Raw genomic sequence first — 18514 nt, 5'->3', positions numbered from 1 at the left:
GTTTCGAAAACTGCTGTAAAGGCCTCCACAGGCTGGTGTCGGATCAATTACCCACCGGGGGAACGTAACGGTCTTCTTCTTTTAAGGGGGATTCCGTGAGCGAGAAACCAACAGTTGTCATTGTCGGATCGGGGTTCGGCGCTTCCGTTCTGGCCTGCCGTTTGGCGGAGCAAGGCTGCCACACCGTTTACGTCCTTGAACGTGGCCGCCGTTACGGGCGGAACGAGTTTCCTCGTCGGCCGGACCAATTGCGGGATGCATTCTGGGACCCTTCGGACGGAATGTTTGGGCTCTATGAGTATCAATCCTTCGGGAGGACCGATATCGACGTCTGGACCGCGAGCGGACTTGGAGGCGGTTCGTTAATTTATGCCAACGTCTTGTATGAAATGCCGCCTGAATTCTTTGCGGGTTGGCCGGGTGGGATAACCCGGCAGGTCCTCCAACCTTATTACGACAAGGTTATGGATATGTTGGAGGCGCGGTCCTATCCCATGGATGAACCGTCCTGGCCCTACGCTCAAACGCCTAAGTCCAGGGCATTGCAGCGGGCCTATGAAAGGCTCTCCACGCATCCACTGTGGCAGCCGGCCGCGAGGCTTGAATGGCCCAAACTGGCCATCCAATTTGGCCCCAGGCCTGGGGAGCAGAAGCTAAACAAGCAGGGGGTGATACAGACAACTTGTCGAATGTGCGGGGAATGCTTCATAGGCTGCAATTTTCATTCGAAGAATACTCTCGATCTGAACTATCTAGCCAGGGCAGCGTCCCACGGGGCGAACATCCGCACCGACGCCGAGGTCCATGCCATTCAGTATGAACCGGACCGGTCAGCATACAAAGTGGTTTACGGTGACTCCCGAAATAAAGCGCAGTATGAAGAAATCCAGGCAAAATACGTGATTGTGTCTGCCGGCTCCTTGGGATCGACCAGGCTTCTCCTGCGCATGAAGCATAGCGGTCAGTTGCCCCATCTCAGTAGCACATTAGGAAGTCGATGGGCCGGCAACGGTGACCTCCTCGGACTTTCTCTGAATTGCTCGGAGCGCGTTTACCCGAGCACGGGCCCTGTGATCACCGGCGCGGTTCGGTTTTTCCACTCGGGCTATCCGGACGGCTTTCCACACGGACTTTACGTGGAAGATGCGGGCATTCCCAACATGCTGGCCTGGTATCTGACCGCGATGACTCCAACCCCGCGATCCCTGATCGACGGCGCTCGAGCACTGCTGCTCTACGCGAAAGGGTTCTTCTCCAGGCGAAGAGAGGTCAATATCGGAGATGAATTGGGCCGGTTGTTGTTTCATGAAAGCAAGATTGTCAGCCGCACCATGATTTTCCTAGGAATGGGGCGAGACCGGTCCAATGGCGTCATACGACTGCAAGCGCCCACTGCCTCGACCAACAGTACTGAGGACTGCAATATTCGCCTCACGTGGGATAGCCGTCCGAGCCGGCTGCATTTTGATCGCCTTCGGGAAGCCATGCGGCGCCTGACCACTGAACTGGGAGGAGACTTTTTCGAGAACCCTCTCAGCTTTGTAACAAAGTACATTGCCGTGCATCCCGTGGGCGGTTGCCCGATGGGGGACTCGGAAAAGGATGGGGTTGTGGACGCCCGAACGGGAGAGGCATTTGGGCACAAGGGGCTGTACGTCATAGATGGGAGCATCGTGCCTACCTCGATTGGCCCGAATCCCTCATTGACCATTGCTGCGCTGGCCGAAAGATTTGCCGAGAGATTTCCTGTAGAGGATCAGGAGTCTTCGTGAAAAATGCGTTTAACTGACAAGGCCTAAAATACCGAAGTCCTTACCCGGCTATGATCCGGACCACTGCCACCGGTCGGGTGAAACCCAAAGTTGCCCAGTGGCACCAAAGCAACGGAGGTTCGCTCCATGACGACTCCAGCAGGATTTCTTCCACTCCCTCGCAGCGTTTTTCGGTACTTGTGTCTCTTAACCGCGTTGGCCAACGGCCTCGGAAATGTTTTCCTGATCCTGTTTTACCGGCCTGTCTTCAAATGGTTGAGTGTTCCTCTTCCGCAGGATGTTTACAGTTTCCTCTTCGTTGCAGGATTCTCCTTCACGATGGGTTTACTGGCGTTTCTGGTGTTTCTCAATCCGGAAGAAAGTGTGGACCTTCTGATAGTTGGAGCTGTCGGGAAAGGGATTTACGCTTTCTTCACTTTTTATTGCTATGTGTTTCAAGGTCTTCATTGGTTTTATCTGATTTTTGGCGTTTGGGATGCTGTTTACACCGTGATTTTTCTGCTCTTTTTAATTTCATTGGTGACCCCCGATTTGGCACGCATCAACGAGGGCGACATTTTTGTGGGGGTAGATCGCCCGCGCACAAACAAGGCTATTATTCTGGTTTTTTCACTTACCGGGACAGGTCGGTCCGGTGCGGAAAGGATCAAGGCAGGTCTGGAGCGGCAGGGCTACACGGTAGACATGAAATTCATCGAGGCGGAGGAAGAGATTTTCCGGTTCCCGATGTCGTTTCGGGATTTCGCTCGCATAGTCGTACGGGCCATATTCAGGCGACCGACGCGAATCAAGCCGCTGGGTATTTCTGCCGATCACCCTTACGACCTGATCATAGTGGAATCACAGACCTGGCTGGTGGGCATCTCTGCTCCTGTCGAAGCAATGTTCACTGATCCCGCGAACCAGGGGATTTTTGAATCCAGAGATGTTGCCATACTCAACGTATGCCGAGGGGCGTGGCGGCGCAGTCAGGCTATGCTGGTGCGATGGGCACAAAGTTGCGGCGGAAATGTTGTAGGGGCCAGGGCTTTCGCCCATATTGGTTGGGAACCCTCCCGGCTGTTCTCATTGTGGTTTTACCTAATTTATAAAAAGGCCGGTGAGCCCAAGTTCCTAAACGGTTTTGTGCAGCCGCGCTATGGAATATCCGACGAAGCTCTCGATCAGTTGGAGCGTTTCGGGGAAGATCTGGCGGGACGTAAGAGAGTCCTCTGGCAAAAATCCACAGTGATGTGACCTCATAAAAGGAAGTGCCAATATGGACCTTATACGAGAGTTGTTGGCGGGCATCACACTCGGACCGTTAAAGAACATCCTGAATTTGATGAGTCTGCCTCCGGAACGGTTATGGGCCTCTTTGATTCTTCTCTCCTCAATTTTCGTGCTGAACGATTTGGTTCGGACGGCCCTTATGACCAAATACACCAAATCCGTGGTAAACCACGTCATAATTAATGTTCTCACGCTCTTGCCCGCGATCGTTTTAGGGTTGGTCTTGCTTTACGCGGGATATCGTTATCCGGAAAGGGCCTGGCTTAACTTCGCAATTGCCCTGGCGTTGTACTTCCCGTGGTACGTCGGCGGCACACTCACTCGGCTTGCCAGGCGGGACACCGAGGGCGCGGACGTAGGCTGGATGGCCATGGGATTGTTTATTACAGTTCCCTGCGGGGTTTTGGCAGTTGTGTTGTTCCGGTTGATTCTTTAGCCGCGCGTTGTCCGGCACGGCCAATACCATCGCCCGATTGCTTTTGAAGAGGCCTGCCTCATCTCACCGCATTGGACGATTACGGAGAGGTCGCTTTACAAGGGGTGCCACTGCTGGCTTGTCCAGCAGTGGTCCCTGAGAATGCACTGCTGGACAAGCCAGCAGTGGCACCCAAGCCACAGTCGTCGACTGCCGGTTGCCGAACAGAACGCGAAAGAATTTTCGGCAAGGGCCATGTGCCGGGCATTGAATTGGGTTGTCGACTCGGAGGACCAAAACCAAAATACATGTGCCATTCGACAGAAATTTAACCAACTGCTATATTCCCTCGAACACACTTCCACAAATCAAACAAATTGAGAGGAATACATGTCGGATAAGTTCGTTAGCCTTCGCAACTTGAGGTTCTTGCTGTACGAGGTGCATGACGTTGTGTCACTCACCCGGTACCATTACTTTGAGAACCATGATCGCGAGATGTTTGATCTGGTCCTCGAAACAGCCGTTCGCATAGGCAGAGACATGCTGCGCCCGGCACTCCGCGAGATGGACCAGCGACCGCCCGAGTACGTCGGAGGTCGAGTCAAGGTCCATCCAATTGTAAGGACCTTCATGACCGAATGCGGTGACGGTGGATGGATAGCCGCGGATGCGCCTTTCGACCTGGGAGGACAGCAACTCCCGCGTACAATAACCGCTACGTGTCTCTATACTTGGGCGGCTGCAAATTATTCCGCGAGCGTTTATCCCATGCTCACCGCGGGCGCAGCGCACCTGATCGAAACTTTCGGCTCCAAGGAACTCCGGGAGCGCTTCATGTCCCAAATGCACGCGGGAAAGTGGCAGGGGACTATGGCCTTGACCGAGCCCCAGGCAGGCAGCTCGCTCTCCGACATAACCACATCCGCGGAGCCGACTGACGGTGGGTACTACAAGATTCGGGGTCAGAAGATTTTCATTTCCGGTGGAGACCACGACGGTGTGGACAACGTGGTACACTTGATGCTGGCCAAGATCAAAGGGGCGCCGCCGGGAGTGAAAGGAATCAGCCTCTTCGTGGTCCCTCGCTTGCGACCGGAAGGCAGTGATCTTGTCCCCAACGATGTCAATACCGCTGGTGTTTTCCACAAGCTCGGCTATCGAGGGTGTCCTATCACCCATCTTTCCTTGGGAGAAAACGACGAATGCCGCGGGTGGTTGGTCGGCGAGCCCCATAAGGGGCTCAGCTATATGTTTCAAATGATGAATAACGCCCGAATCGAAGTTGGCCTCGGCGCAGCGGCCATTGCATCGGCCGCTTATTATGCGTCACTGGACTATGCCCAGGAACGGGCACAGGGACGCAGACCCATTGATAAGGACCCCACCAGGCCTCAGATTCCCATCATCGAACATTCAGACATTAAACGCATGTTGCTCCTCCAGAGAGCCATTGTCGATGGCGCGGTTTCTTTGCTCATTCAATGCGGCCTTTATTCGGATTTGGTAAAAGTGGCCGAAGGTGACGACAAAACGCGTTACTCGCTGCTGTTGGACCTGCTTACGCCAGTGGCCAAGTCGTATCCGTCCGAGATGGGCATAATGAGCGTTAGCCAAGGGTTGCAGATCCTTGGAGGCTACGGATACTGCGACGAGTTTCCATTGGAACAGTTTTACCGCGACATGCGCATCCATCCGATTCACGAAGGGACTACCGGCATTCAGGCCATTGACCTCCTGGGGCGTAAAGTGACCATGAAAGGAGGCGCAGCGTTCAACCTGTATACAGAGCAAGTTGGTAAGTCGGTACGAGAAGCCCTGGAATTCGAGGCATTGAAGCCTTATGCCACGCGTCTGGATCAGGCGATTGGCATTTTGAGACAAGTCACGGAACACATTGTTGGAGCCGGTACACTTGAAAATCGCGAGTTGGTATTGGCCGACGCCACGCTGTACCTCGAGATGTTCGGGATCGTTGCGGTGGCGTGGCAATGGCTCTTGCAGGGGGTCGCGGCTGAGAAGGCTCTCACAGGCAGCCCTTCCGATCAAGAGACCGCGTTTTATCAGGGTAAGCTTCAGACTATGCAGTTCTTCCACCATTACGAACTGCCGAAAATCGAAGGACTATCAAGGCGCTTGTTGGAAACGGATGGATTGACTGCCAAGGTAACGCTCGAGACGTTCGCAGATTGATCCCGAGGGCCGGCGAACCCTGTCAACGCATGCTCTGCCGGAGCAGTAACAAGATTGTTTTGTGTTGACAAAAAAAGTCGCGCCGGCACATAACATCAAACGTCTTGCTTGAGCCATTTTTTGCGGGAGGGCATGGAATGAAGAGGGTATTGCTTGTGGTCTCTATTGTCTGTGTGCTGTTTTTACATGCGATGGCATCAGATGTGGTCTTTGGAATGGAATGCCTGGACCTCAGGAAACTCGTTGAACAGGAGATAAAGTCTGCTGATAAATTCTCTTTGACTTTTCAGACGTACGGAGTTGCCGAATGCAAGAACGTTCAAGGCCGTTGGTTCTGTTTGGAGTGCGAAGAGTCTGGCGGCTCAAAGCTGTTGTCTGTGCAAGAAGATCTCAAAGGTAAACTTCAGTTCAAGGGTTATGGCTGCCAATGCAGAGAAAAGGCCAAGAGCAAGGGCAAGAAATAGCAAATTATGTGTGATTGTTGGGTCCTCGTGCCCTGAGAATGCTGAGTGATATTCCGATTACCAAAATAAATGTCCGAAAACGCGGCACGGTGAAGGGCATCATCAACCATCACAGTCGGCGGGCACGGCCCGCCCTACAATCGGGCGACACGCCTCCTGTAGGGCGGGCCGTGCCCGCCGAATCATGGCTGTAGACGAACCGTAACGAGGCATTCCCCCCAATGCATCTCCCCGGACTCCTGCCTCAAAAACTCACATGATATGGCGTCCTTACCGGAGACTCGCTTCAGGTCACCCATATGTCACTTCAAAGGTCGTCAAGAAGGACCTGTCAGTCTCCGGAATCGGGAACTCCTCCAGATATAGCTCGGTAGCCTCCCGCAGATTGGCAAGGGCCTCTTCCAAGGTATATCCCTGGCTTACGGTGCCTATTTCGGGACACTCAGCGACGAACAAGTCTTCTTCTCTGTGGAGAACGGCAGTGAAAGTTCGTACAGCCATAGCGATTACTCCCGATGTTACCATACTCTCTGTGGGCCGTGGTTGCAACCTTGACTCTGTGAATTCGTATTGGATTGTTTCCGTAGCTCCGCACTTTTGCCAATGCCGTAGACACATGACTGCCGGCTTTTGTCTGAGGAGGCCGCGCGGAATTGTCATTGCGAGGAGTTATAGCGATTCTCAAAAGTTCCTTCCGAATAGAGTCGCACCGCTGGACAAGCCAGCAGTGGCACCCACGATTCAATCCGTGATTACTTTCGAGAACTGCTATAAACGACGACGCAATCTCGTTTTCGGTGGGATGGGCATCTTGCCCGTCATTCCAAGAGACAGGCGAGACGCCCGTCCCACCAAGGGTACCCCCCCCTCAGGGGGAAGATGTGAGCGATAACTATTTTCGCGATTAGTTTTGAGAACTGGTGTAAATGAATTTGGGCTCGTCAATCATCACTTTCTTCGAGAGCCTCAGGTCTCCCGTACTTTATTTGAACCCAGAAGCCTCTGATGATGCTCAGAAATGCCAATCCCATAAATGCTGCGGCAATAGGCCTTGTGAAAAATATGAGAGGCGAGCCTCGGGAAATCACGAGTGACTGAGAAAGCGACGTTTCGAGCATCTGAGCCAAAACCGAGGCAAGGACCATTGGGGCCATGGGAAACCTGAATTTTCGCATCAAATAACCCACAACGCCGAATACAAGGGCCGTCCAAACGTCGAACATCAGAAATCGAATGGAATAGGCTCCAATTACAGAGAAAATGATGATCAACGGCCCCAGAATGGGGAATGGAATCACGGCGATACGAGCCCACATTCCCACAAGGGGCAGATTGAGGACGAGACACATCATGTTTCCAATGTACATGCTGGCAATGACGGCCCAGACAAATTCCGGCTGCTGTTTGAAGAGCAGAGGACCGGGCTGAAGGCCGTACATCATGAAGCCACCGAGGAGCACCGCGAGAGCCGGTCCAGTGGGCAAACCGAAGGCAAACAACGGCACAAAACCGCCGCTGCATGTCGCATTATTGGCTCCTTCCGGAGCTGCCACTCCTTCGAGGGCCCCTTTACCGAACTGCTCCGGATGCTTTGAAACTCGCTTTTCAAGATCATAGGCCACAAAGGTGGTAACCGCGGGCGCGCATCCCGGCAACAACCCCATGAAAAAACCTACCGCGGTAGATCGAAGCATCGCTCCCCAGCAGCGATTAACGTCGGCCATGGTTGGCATCCAATCGATCTTTTTTGCCTCGAAAATCATGGTTATCTTTTTTTCTACATTGAAGAAAACCTCACCCAATGCAAATAGACCGATGATGATGCTGATAAAATTGATTCCCGCCATGAGGTCCGGGATTCCGAAGGTTAATCGAGCCGCGCCTGTCACTGGATTCTGCCCGATCAGCGATATCAGGAGCCCGAGTGAGGCACCGATCATTCCTTTGACGAGCGCCTGTCCGGAAAGGCTGATTACCAGACTTAGTCCCATAAACATAAGCGCGAAATATTCAGGTGGACCGAAAAGAAGTGCAAACTCCGAGAGCGCTGGAGCAAAAAAAGTCAGCCCTACCAAGCTCAAAGTACCGGCCACAAAAGAAGAAATGGCGGAAATGGCCAATGCCGGGCCGGCTCTCCCTTGTTTGGCAAGCTCATATCCATCCAGCGCTGTAGGAACCGAAGAAGCCTCTCCCGGTATATTCACCACGATGGCTGTTGTGGAGCCGCCGTACATCGCTCCATAGTAAATCGCGGCCATCATGATAATCGCCGACGTTGGCGATAAGATGGTGGTAAGCGGGATAAGTATTGCTATGGCCGATGAAGGTCCTATACCCGGCAAAACGCCCACTAAGGTCCCGATGGTGCAGCCCACAAGAGCCCAGAACAAATTTATCGGAGCCAGAGCCGACCAGAACCCCTGGATTAAAAGATCCCAGGAAAACAGCATGCAGCCTCCACCACACCGAGGGATGCAGTAACGTTAATGGGCCCAAAATCCGGGAGGGAAAGAGAGCTGAAGTATCCTTACGAACACGACCTGGATAACGATTGCGATGGCGATACTCACGCACAAATCCCTAATCCACCGGCGGTCCAGGTAAAATGTGAGGGCAAACGAGAAAATCAGGCTTGCAACCGTAATCCCAAGGACCTCGATAAGAACGAGATACCCTGATAGGCATATGAAGGTCACAATGTTCCGAACCCATCCCTCACGGTCAGGCCATTCCACGAATAGCAATTCACCTTTGTAAAAGTAGGCTCGCAGGCTCAGCAAGATTCCGCTGAAAAAAGTGATGGCGCCGAGGGTCAGCGGTAGTGTACGGGGAGGTAAGCGTTCGCCGAATACGGATTTGATGTCGAAAGCGGCTACCATGACAACCGCACCGATTGCAGCCAAAAAAATCCCACTAATAATGTCCGCGGATCGTTGAGTGGTCATTGTGCGTGCTTAATCCAGGCTTTTGAGAGAAAAAAGTTCGGAACAAACTATTTTTGAGTTGCTTCAACCTCTTTGAACAAAGACTTGTAATGAGCAGTGAGTTTGTCCAGATAAGCCTTTGATTCGGCAGCCCCCATTGAAACAGGGACAAAGCCTTGCTTTATCATTTCCGCCTGGATTTCAGGATTGGCGGATATTTCGAGAAATGCCTTTTCCAGCTTCTTGATCACATCTTCAGGTGTCTTGGGCGGGACAACGACTCCTCTGTCCACAGCTTCGACCAGATTGAAGCCTTGTTCCTTAAACGTGGGTACGTCCGGCAGTTCTTTCATGCGCTCATCGGTGGCTAGCGCCAATATCCGCAGCTTGTCCTTGAAACGTACAAGGTCATTGGAGAAAGTCATTCCGGCATCTGTATGGCCGCCTAACAATGCCGTGATCTGAGGCGCCGCCCCGGTGAAGGGAACATAACCGAGTTTTGTGCCGGCCAATTTGTCAAACCACATTGTGGCAAAATGCGGTCCTGAAAAAAAGGACGAACCACCCACGGTGAGCTTACCGGGCTCTTTTTTAGCAGCCTCGATGAAATCCTTTAGCGTCTTGTACGGGCTGTTCGCAGGCACCGCCAAACCGACGGGTGTTTTCTGGAATATGGCCACAGGAACCAACTGCTCGGTTTTGTACCCAACCTCTTGTTGAAGCGGCTGCAAAATCGTGTGAGGAATGTTAAACCCTGCGAAGAGGTAACCGTCCGGTTTTGATTTGACCAGTTCCCGCCAGCCGAGCGCGCCGCCGCCGCCGACTTTGTAGTCTATAATTACCTGCTGGCCGAGAATTCGCGACAGGTGGGGCTGCTGCCTGCGAGCTTCCACATCGGATTGACCACCCGGATCAAAAGGAATGAGATACGTTAACTGGCGGGTAGGAAACGACTGAGATTGGCTCCATCCGGGCTCGTTCCAAGCTAGGAAGGCTAGAGCCACAAGAAGCAGAACGACGGCAAAATGTTTTCTCCGCATGATTTAATACCCCCTCTAATAATGGCCCATCAACCTTATTCTTGGAAATAGGCCCTGTCAAGCGACATTTGAAGTAGAGAATGTCCATTCGGTTGCGCGGGGGATAGGAGCACAATGCTGTTGACTTAAGGGGATTTCCGCCAGTCACGCCACACGCGTGACCGGCCCCCACGCCCTTCTACATGAAAAGCAAGAAGCCATTCGCGAAGTAGACAACGCCCACAGCACCGGTCATTCCACCCGCGAGCCACAACAATCGCCTTTTCATTAACGCGGAAATCGAACATAACAGGATTCCCATTTGCAGGAAAATGACCGCTATCCCGTATGTGTCCTGGCGCCGCTGGGCATCATCCCGGAGCTTCTCGAAGTTTTTGGCCTCCTTCATGACCTCTGCTTTTTCCTGGTCATATTTTTTCATTTTCTTATCGTAACTCTCGACTGTGGTCCTGAGTTTGCCGGAGGCGTCATCCGAAAAGGTCCGCCCGAATACCGTCAGATCCAATTCCACCTTTTCCTTCTGCATTTCATAGAGATAACCCTTTATGCTCTTGGCCTGGTAGAACGCCCATTGGTCCGAGGCTTGAGTCTGGTTGAGCACGGTGTCCACAGAGTTGTTGTTCTCCTTGAAACTGGACAAACTTGCGCATACGGCCAGTATCACCGTTGTTAGAGCCAAATAGCTGAGCCACTTCTCTCTGGTCTCGCCCTTCTCGAAGGTTTCGCCCACTTCTTCCCGCATTTCTTCTAGTTCCATCTTTTCATCCCTCCACTACAACTGTCCAACAGTACGCTTGGCGTTGCACTAATTGTAGTCTGAAATCAGACTTTTTACTATTCCATGGCTCGGCAGGATCATAGCCCCGAGAACCTCGTTGTCGGAGCAATTGTCCGTCTGCATTTTGCAGACGAAGAGTGGGCGATTTATATTACGCAACAGAAGATTATCGGTTTTTTGGGGGCGACTGCAAAATCAAGCTATGGAACCAGAATGGAGACTAATCGGATGGCTCTCAAGTACATAATATGTTTTGTTTTACTCCTGGCGGGAACGTCTGCCTTTGCCGGGAATCCTGCTTCCGTAATTCGCGAGGAACGCAAAGTTACCATAGATGGTGTTGAGGAACTCTGGCGTCTCGAGTGGCTGAGCACTCCGAGCCCTGCGTGTTCCCCTGATCAGCCGGAATGGATGACTTGTCCCTGCAACGGTTTTGCGTTTGGAGAGCGAGGCAATTTGGTGCTCGTCAGGAACAGGCCGGGATATGAAGAAGAGCGTTTGGCACTCACCCGGCTCTTTGATGGAGATTTTGATCTTCCCGGAAAGGCGGGGGAAGCTTTCCTGCGCCGTTGGGACGTTGACGCCAAAGATGTTGACGAGAACGATGCCGGTGCCTTGGCTTCACGCGTGCGTGCTCGTCCGTTTGCTACAGTAATGCGTTTCGGAGACTACAACCACGACGGCCGGCCCACCGAGTTCTTATTGCAGGTGGGAACATTGCCCTGCGGAAAGATCATGAGTGTGGCCGTCGGGGTTTCTCGCGGAAAAGATCGCTTGCACGTGTTTGGTTCAGTCGAAAACCCTGAGAAACCTTTGGTCTTGCAAGCCTCGCACTGGGAAGCTCTGCTTAAAGCAAGAGGCCCCATCAAGGTCGTTGACTGGGTCTGCGGAGATCATGGGAGCGAAACGGAGACCGAGCTGGAACTGAGCGCCCAGGCAGAAGGGATCCGTGCGACAAGAATAGAATACAGGTGCAAAGAGGATGGCAGCCGCGGAGATTTAGTTGCCAAAGAGGCGTTTTGAGGTGTCGGACCGCGAAGGATCGGAATTCCGGTGCCGCAACCACATTTCTGTAGTAGGATAGGCTAAAGGAGGTGCAAATGAATGCAACGATGAAGACCAACAAGGGAAACATATCTTTGAGGCTTTTTGCCGACCTAACCCCCATTACGGTGGCCAACTTCGTGAATCTGGCTCAGAGGGGCTTCTACAACGGTCTGAAATTCCATCGAGTGATCGAGAATTTCATGATTCAAGGGGGCTGTCCATTCGGAACAGGAACCGGCGGACCGGGTTACAAGTTTGAGGATGAGTTTGTTCCGGAATTGAAACACGACAAACCCGGAATTCTGTCCATGGCGAATGCCGGCCCCGGCACCAATGGCAGCCAGTTCTTTATTACTCACGTTCCAACGCCCTGGCTCGACAGAAAACACTCCATCTTCGGGGAAGTGCTGGGGTCTCAGGATCAGGATGTGGTCAACAGCATCGAACAAAATGACGTGATCCAAGAGATAGTCATCGAGGGCGATACCACGGAATTGTTCAAGAAAGCGGAAAAATATCTGGAGAAGTGGAACAAAGTATTAGACGCCAAATGACTTTATTCGCCTGCCGACCATAGCACAATCAAGAAGTTAGGTCAGGGTACAACCTGGCCTTTCCTTTTTTCGGCCGAATTTGGTGGTAACCGGTCAGGTACGAGTAGGACCGGCAAGATGAGATTGTCTCAGAATTCATCGGCGCGGAGAAATGGTGCTACGCCGGGTGGCCCGGAGGCTACTGCCTCCGGGTGCCGTAGGCACAAGAGGGGCTGTTGCGAGGACACTACCCTGTCCAAAGACTGCCGGGGCTACTCGCAGGCTGGAAATCACCTCCTGTCGCTTCGCGACCCGCTGGTGGGACCGGCATCTTGCCGGTCATCCAAATAGACAGGCTGGAAGCCTGTCCCACCGAACGTCCGGGCCCATCCGGCTGCCTAGTTCCATCTCGTCAGCCTATGCCTCCGTCTGGCCTAATTCTCCCTTTGCTGTCTCTCTCCGCTCCTAAACAGCGCGAAAGAGTTCCGCGATTCGCATGCCCGCTCTCTTTTCTTCTGCCGGAGCTGCCCACGGGTACGAGGCTTGAAAAAAACCGCCCGACATGGCAAACTATGTGCAAGAATTTGCAAGGAGTTTCTGCCAAAAGGAGGCTGGCTCTGTGGGTTGACTACAACTGGCTTTGTCCATGGTTTTCTCTCATCTTTCACAGCCACGTCAGTCTTCTAACCCCATCCCCGTATGGCATTGTCCCGTTCTAGGGAACCCCGGCCAATCATCTAAGCGTCCTGCAATCGAGGCCTATTCATGAGAAACGACGATCAAACACCCAAAGACAACTTAAGCGAACCGGCCGGCTCCAACCCGCCGAACCACGAGCTGGAGGTGCTGAAAAGGAACCTCCGATGGGCCCAGGAAAGCCAAATATTGGCCGTTCGCATCTTGGAGCTTCTAAACCGGCAAACTGAGGCTTCGGACGCGATGCGGGAAATCCTGGGCATGGTCAAGGAGTTCACCGGATTTGAAGCCGTCGGGATTCGCCTGCGCGACGGTGAGGATTTCCCATATTTCGAAACCATTGGGTTCCCCGGCTACTTTGTTGAAGCAGAAAGCTCTCTGTGCAGTCGAAACGAGGCAGGTGAGATTATCCGAGATTCCACCGGGAATCCTCTGCTGGAATGCATGTGCGGGAACATATTACGCGGGCGGACCGACCCTTCTCTGCCCTTTTTCACGCAGGGAGGCAGTTTCTGGTCCAACTGCACGACGGAACTTCTCGCCACCACCACGGAAAAAGAACGTCAGACCCGAACGAGAAACCAATGTAACGGAGAAGGCTACGAATCGGTCGCGCTCATACCGTTGCGATCGGGTCCTGAAATCATCGGCCTGCTGCAACTCAACGATTCCCGCAAGAACTGCTTTACTCCGGAAATGATCAGTTTCTTCGAAGGGGTCGGTGTGAGCATCGGTATTGTGCTTGATCGCACAAAGGTGGAACGGGAACGGGATCGCCTGTTCAACCTATCGATAGATATGTTGTGCATTGCCGGATTCGACGGGTTCTTCAAACAAGTCAACCCCGCGTTCACCAAGACGTTGGGGTGGACGAAAGAAGAACTCCTTACCATGCCGGGGATCGAACTGGTCCAGCCCGAAGACCGCGAGGCGACCGTGGCAACGGGAGGGCAACTGGAGTCCGGCCAACCTTTATATGAGTTCCGAAATCGTTGTCGGCACAAGGATGGTTCGTATCGCTGGGTTTCTTGGAATATGTTCCCAATTCCTCAAGAAGGCTTGATCTATGCCGTGGGCCGCGACGTCACAAAACGGAAAGAGTATGAACTGGCCCTGAGTAATGCCAGAGACGAACTTGAGAAGCGTGTTGAAGAGCGCACGGCAGATCTGAAAGAGGCCAACGAGAAGCTTCTCCTCGAGTTTTCCCAGCGCAAGCAAGTGGAGGAGGCCCTGAGGACCGAGCGAGAACAGCTTCTCTTACTTTTCGAGAGCATAAACGAGGTTATCCAAGTAATAGACGTCAACACTTATAAAATCCTCTATGCAAATAAAGCTGCCAAGAACCTGTATGGAAGAGAGCTGCTCGGGGGGAGTTGCTACAAGGAAATACACGGGTTAGAAAAGCCCTGTGCTCATTGCCCAAAGGGGACAGTCATCAGGCTGCGGGGCGAACCGTATCAATGGGACTATCACAATCCCACGACGAACAGGGATTTCATAGCGACGGACAGAATTATTAAGTGGATTGACGGACGTGATGCGAAATTCCACCTCGCCGTAGATATTACGGAACGGAAGAGAGCCGAAGAGGAATTAAGAGAAAGCGAAAAGCGTTTCAGAGACCTGGCTGACATGTTGCCGCAGTTCGTCTATGAGGCCAACCAAGAAGGGTTTTTTACTTTTGCCAATCAGGCGGCGTTGGAGACAACCGGTTATACATGGGAAGACATTCGCAAGGGAACTCACTTGCTGGAAATCATAGCTCCGGAAGACTCGGAGGGAGCCGCGCAAGACCTCGTTAAAATACTGGGCGGCGAAAAGATCATCGGACGAGAATACCTTATTAAAACCCGCGACAATGATTTCTTCCCAGTGATCTCTTATTCAAACCCCATTGAAAGGAACGGGACAGTAGTGGGTTTCAGAGGGGTTGCGGTCGATCTAACGGAACGCAAGAGGGCGGAGGAAGCCTTGCGGAAAAGCGAAGAGCGATATCGCTCGCTATTCGAAAATATGCTTGAAGGTTACGCCTATTGCAGGATGTTTTACGAAGACGGCAAGGCGCAAGATTTTGTGTACCTCGATGTCAACGACTCATTCGAGAGATTGACAGGTTTGAACAATGTCATCGGCAAGAAAGTGACCGACGTAATACCAGGAATAAGGGAATCCAATCCTGAAGTGTTTGAAATCTATGGCAGGGTGGCCTTGACAGGCAAACCCGAGAAATTCGAGACCTACGTGGATGTCCTGGGGATTTGGTTTTCCATCTCTGTCTACAGGTCGGAAAGAGAACACTTTGTTGCAGTATTTGACAACATCACGAATCGCAAGCTGGCCGAAGAACAGGTCAAGCGAGCCGAAGAATTCCTGAATACGGTAGTGGACAATCTCCCCGTCCCTGTCTTCGCAAAATCTGCCCAAAGTGGGCAGTTCATTTTGTGGAATAAGGCCAGCGAGACGCTTTTCGGATTTGCCAAGGAGCAGGTTATCGGCAAGACCGACTATGACTTCTTTCCCAGGGAACAGGCGGATTTCTTTTGGAAGAAAGACAGCGAAAGCTTCGTATCAGGCGAAACCCTTGATATACCGGAGGAACCGGTCCTCACCAAGACTCTGGGCACAAGGGTCCTTCACACGAGGAAAGTGCCCGTCTATGCCAAAGACGGACAAGCTTCCTATCTGCTGGGAATTTCTCAGGACATCACCGAGCGCAAAGAGGCCGAGGACTCACTGAGACATCTTTCGGATTTCCAGCAAGCCTTGATCGATTCCATTCCCAACCCGGTTTTCTACAAAGACGCGGAGGGCAAATATTTAGGGTGTAATGAGGCATTCGCTGCCGTGGTAGGCCTGTCCAAGGAACAAGTGGTGGGGAGGTCTGTTTACGAAGTTATTTCAAGGGACGTGGCGGATATATGGAGTGCAAGAGATCGGGAAATAATCGACCATCCCCATGTCCAATCGTATGACTTTAATTTCATGGCGGCCGACGGTGTTGAACGGTTCTTTATGAATCGCAAAGCGCCCTTTTTTGCTATCGACGGCGGCCTGGCCGGCATAATCGGCGTTATGGTGGATATTACCGACCGGAGACGTGCCGAGGACGCTCTGCGCGAAAGTGAAGCCCGTGTCCGAATGAAACTCGATTCCATCCTTTTGCCCGAGGGCGATATCTCTACACTGGAACTTGCGGATGTCATTGATACGCCAAGAGTCCAGGCCCTCATGGACTACTTTTTCACTCTGACAAAAATCCCGGTGGGGATAATCGACCTGGAGGGCAGGGTCCTGGTCGCCACAGGCTGGCAGGAAATCTGCACAAAGTTTCACCGGCGGCATCCTGAGACCCGTGAACACTGCATAGAAAGTGACACGATGCTATCCGGTGGAGTTGAACAGGGCGGTTTCAAATTGTACCGGTGCAAGAACAACATGTGGGATGTCGCTACACCCATCTTGGTCGGAGGGAAGCATCTTGGCAATATTTTTACAGGACAGTTTCTCTTTGATGACGAGGAGCCTGATTACGAAGCCTTCCGGTCTCAGGCCCGCCGATACGGATTCGACGAGGAACAGTACCTGGCAGCCCTTGAAAAAGCGCCTCGATGGAGCCGGGCAACGGTAGAGGCGGTGATGACTTTTTACACCAAGTTGGCCGACATACTGTCCACGCTCGGTTACAGCAATATAAAATTGGCGCGAACTATTGCGGAGCGAGAGCGCCTGATGAATTCCTTGCAAGAGAGTGAAGACCTCTATCGAATTCTCGTGGATAACGTTGGCGTCGGCATCTCTTTAATAGATGCGAACCACAATATAATCATGTCGAACGCTACAATTGCCAGAGGGATAGGCAAACCCGCGGACGAGTTCAGGGGCAAGAAATGCTTTCGGACATTTGAAAAGCGTGACGCGGTCTGCTCGCATTGTCCAGGGGTTCGGGCAATGAGCACAGGCGAGCCGGCAGAGTCCGAAAGGGAAGTCGTAAAGGAGGACGGGACCCGCGTCAGTGTGCGGATCAGTGCATTTCCGGTTCTTGGGCAGGATGGTGAGGCAACGGGATTTATAGAGCTTGTCGAGGACCTTACGGAACGTAAGCTTGCGGAACAGGAAAAGGAGTCTTTGAGAGCCCAGCTTCTTCAGGCACAAAAAATGGAGGCGATCGGAACGTTGGCCGGAGGCATAGCGCACGACTTTAATAACCTCCTAACCGTAATCTTGGGGTTTTCCGAGCTGCTTCTTATTGGCAAGGATGGACGCGACCCTTATTATGCCGACATTCAGAAAATAAACCAGGCAGCCCGGAACGGAGCCGAACTGGTTCAAAGGATGCTCGCATTTAGTCGCAAGACCGAAATCAACCCCCGTCCCCTTAACCTCAACCACGAAATAAAACAGGTCAGAAAGCTGCTGACACGAACCATTCCTAAAATGATAGAGGTTGAACTGGCCTTGTCCGACAAGATACTCGCTGTTCACGCGGATGCCACGCAGTTGGAGCAAATTCTTATGAACCTCGCGGTAAATGCCAGAGATGCCATGCCGGATGGCGGTAAGCTGACCATTGCAACACAGCAAGTTACTCTGGATGAAGGGCACTCCAGGCTGCACCTCGGGGAGAAGCCGGGTGATTACGTGCTGCTTTCCGTCTCGGATACAGGCAGCGGCATGGACACGCGAACCCTGAACCACATTTTCGAGCCGTTCTACACCACCAAAGAATTAGGCAGAGGAACAGGCCTGGGGCTGGCCATGGTCTATGGAATCGTTAAACAACATGGCGGTCACATCTCTTGTGAAAGCGAGCTTGGTCAAGGGACCACATTCAAAATCTACCTGCCGGTCATCCCCAGCGAAGCGGAATTGGAGAACCCGTCCGACAGGCAGGCTGTTCCAGGAGGCGCCGAGACCGTTTTGCTGGTAGATGACGAAGAAATAATAAGAGATCTGGGGAAAAGGATCCTGGAGCGATCCGGATACACCGTACTCACCGCGGTCAACGGGAAAGAGGCGTTAAGCCTATATGAAAAGGAAAGCGCGAAAATCGCACTGGTAATTCTGGATCTTATCATGCCTGAAATGGGCGGCAAGCAGTGCCTCGACGGACTCCTGAAGATCGACCCCCATGTAAAGGTCCTTATAGCCAGTGGCTATTCCGCCGACGGTCCGGCCGAAGGGGGCATAGAACCTGTAGCCCGTGGTTTTGTCGGCAAGCCTTATAACATAACGGATCTGCTCCGGACCGTTCGCAAAGTGCTCGACGAAGGCTGAAATCCTCCTGAGTTCTTTGCTTGTTGGCGCGGTTTCGAGCGTGGTAACATCCGCCCGGATCCGAGTCTGACGATAGAATTTTTTCCGCCATAACTTGCAATCGTTT

General features: G+C 52.6%; 13 protein-coding genes. 8 read left to right on the top strand and 5 right to left on the bottom strand.

The window, feature by feature from the left end; translation table 11 throughout:
* Positions 1 to 95: 95 nt before the first annotated feature.
* The 5 genes from HY913_21080 to HY913_21060 all read left to right on the top strand — a co-directional run bounded on the left by HY913_21080 (position 96) and on the right by HY913_21060 (position 6116).
* Positions 96 to 1772: a GMC family oxidoreductase gene (locus tag HY913_21080; protein MBI4965785.1), complete on the top strand. Its 1677-nt coding sequence runs from the start codon at positions 96 to 98 to the stop codon at positions 1770 to 1772.
* A 126-nt stretch (positions 1773 to 1898) separates the two neighbouring features.
* Positions 1899 to 3008, top strand: a complete 1110-nt coding sequence (locus HY913_21075) for a hypothetical protein (GenBank protein ID MBI4965784.1) — start codon at positions 1899 to 1901, stop codon at positions 3006 to 3008.
* 22 nt (positions 3009 to 3030) lie between these two features.
* A complete protein-coding gene (locus tag HY913_21070; protein MBI4965783.1) occupies positions 3031 to 3480 on the top strand; it encodes a hypothetical protein in 450 nt (149 codons plus the stop codon).
* Positions 3481 to 3849: 369 nt separating this feature from the next.
* Positions 3850 to 5652 (top strand): acyl-CoA dehydrogenase, encoded by a 1803-nt coding sequence (locus HY913_21065; protein MBI4965782.1) that lies wholly within the window; start codon positions 3850 to 3852, stop codon positions 5650 to 5652.
* A 137-nt stretch (positions 5653 to 5789) separates the two neighbouring features.
* On the top strand, positions 5790 to 6116 hold the full coding sequence (locus tag HY913_21060; GenBank protein ID MBI4965781.1) for a hypothetical protein: 327 nt from the start codon (positions 5790 to 5792) through the stop codon (positions 6114 to 6116).
* Between the two features lie 291 nt (positions 6117 to 6407).
* Here the strand turns inward: HY913_21060 and HY913_21055 are convergent, their stop codons facing one another.
* From HY913_21055 to HY913_21035, 5 genes are all read right to left on the bottom strand, one after another.
* Positions 6408 to 6617 (bottom strand): type II toxin-antitoxin system HicB family antitoxin, encoded by a 210-nt coding sequence (locus HY913_21055; protein MBI4965780.1) that lies wholly within the window; start codon positions 6615 to 6617, stop codon positions 6408 to 6410.
* 440 nt (positions 6618 to 7057) lie between these two features.
* Positions 7058 to 8566: a tripartite tricarboxylate transporter permease gene (locus HY913_21050; protein ID MBI4965779.1), complete on the bottom strand. Its 1509-nt coding sequence runs from the start codon at positions 8564 to 8566 to the stop codon at positions 7058 to 7060.
* 33 nt (positions 8567 to 8599) lie between these two features.
* Positions 8600 to 9061, bottom strand: a complete 462-nt coding sequence (locus HY913_21045; GenBank protein ID MBI4965778.1) for a tripartite tricarboxylate transporter TctB family protein — start codon at positions 9059 to 9061, stop codon at positions 8600 to 8602.
* A 47-nt stretch (positions 9062 to 9108) separates the two neighbouring features.
* On the bottom strand, positions 9109 to 10080 hold the full coding sequence (locus tag HY913_21040) for a tripartite tricarboxylate transporter substrate binding protein (GenBank protein MBI4965777.1): 972 nt from the start codon (positions 10078 to 10080) through the stop codon (positions 9109 to 9111).
* Between the two features lie 178 nt (positions 10081 to 10258).
* Positions 10259 to 10837: a DUF4337 domain-containing protein gene (locus HY913_21035; protein MBI4965776.1), complete on the bottom strand. Its 579-nt coding sequence runs from the start codon at positions 10835 to 10837 to the stop codon at positions 10259 to 10261.
* Positions 10838 to 11086: 249 nt separating this feature from the next.
* On the opposite strand from HY913_21035, the gene HY913_21030 reads away from it, so the two are divergent.
* The 3 genes from HY913_21030 to HY913_21020 all read left to right on the top strand — a co-directional run bounded on the left by HY913_21030 (position 11087) and on the right by HY913_21020 (position 18408).
* Positions 11087 to 11881 carry a hypothetical protein gene (locus HY913_21030; protein ID MBI4965775.1) on the top strand — a complete coding sequence of 265 codons (795 nt, stop codon included), beginning with the start codon at positions 11087 to 11089 and terminating at the stop codon, positions 11879 to 11881.
* Between the two features lie 77 nt (positions 11882 to 11958).
* On the top strand, positions 11959 to 12459 hold the full coding sequence (locus HY913_21025; protein ID MBI4965774.1) for a peptidylprolyl isomerase: 501 nt from the start codon (positions 11959 to 11961) through the stop codon (positions 12457 to 12459).
* Positions 12460 to 13203: 744 nt separating this feature from the next.
* On the top strand, positions 13204 to 18408 hold the full coding sequence (locus HY913_21020) for a PAS domain S-box protein (GenBank protein ID MBI4965773.1): 5205 nt from the start codon (positions 13204 to 13206) through the stop codon (positions 18406 to 18408).
* The last annotated feature ends 106 nt before the right edge of the window (positions 18409 to 18514 follow it).

This window comes from Desulfomonile tiedjei, from assembly GCA_016212925.1.
Taxonomy (GTDB): Bacteria; Desulfobacterota; Desulfomonilia; order Desulfomonilales; family Desulfomonilaceae; genus JACRDF01.
This window is presented reverse-complemented; position numbering and strand designations above follow the sequence as displayed.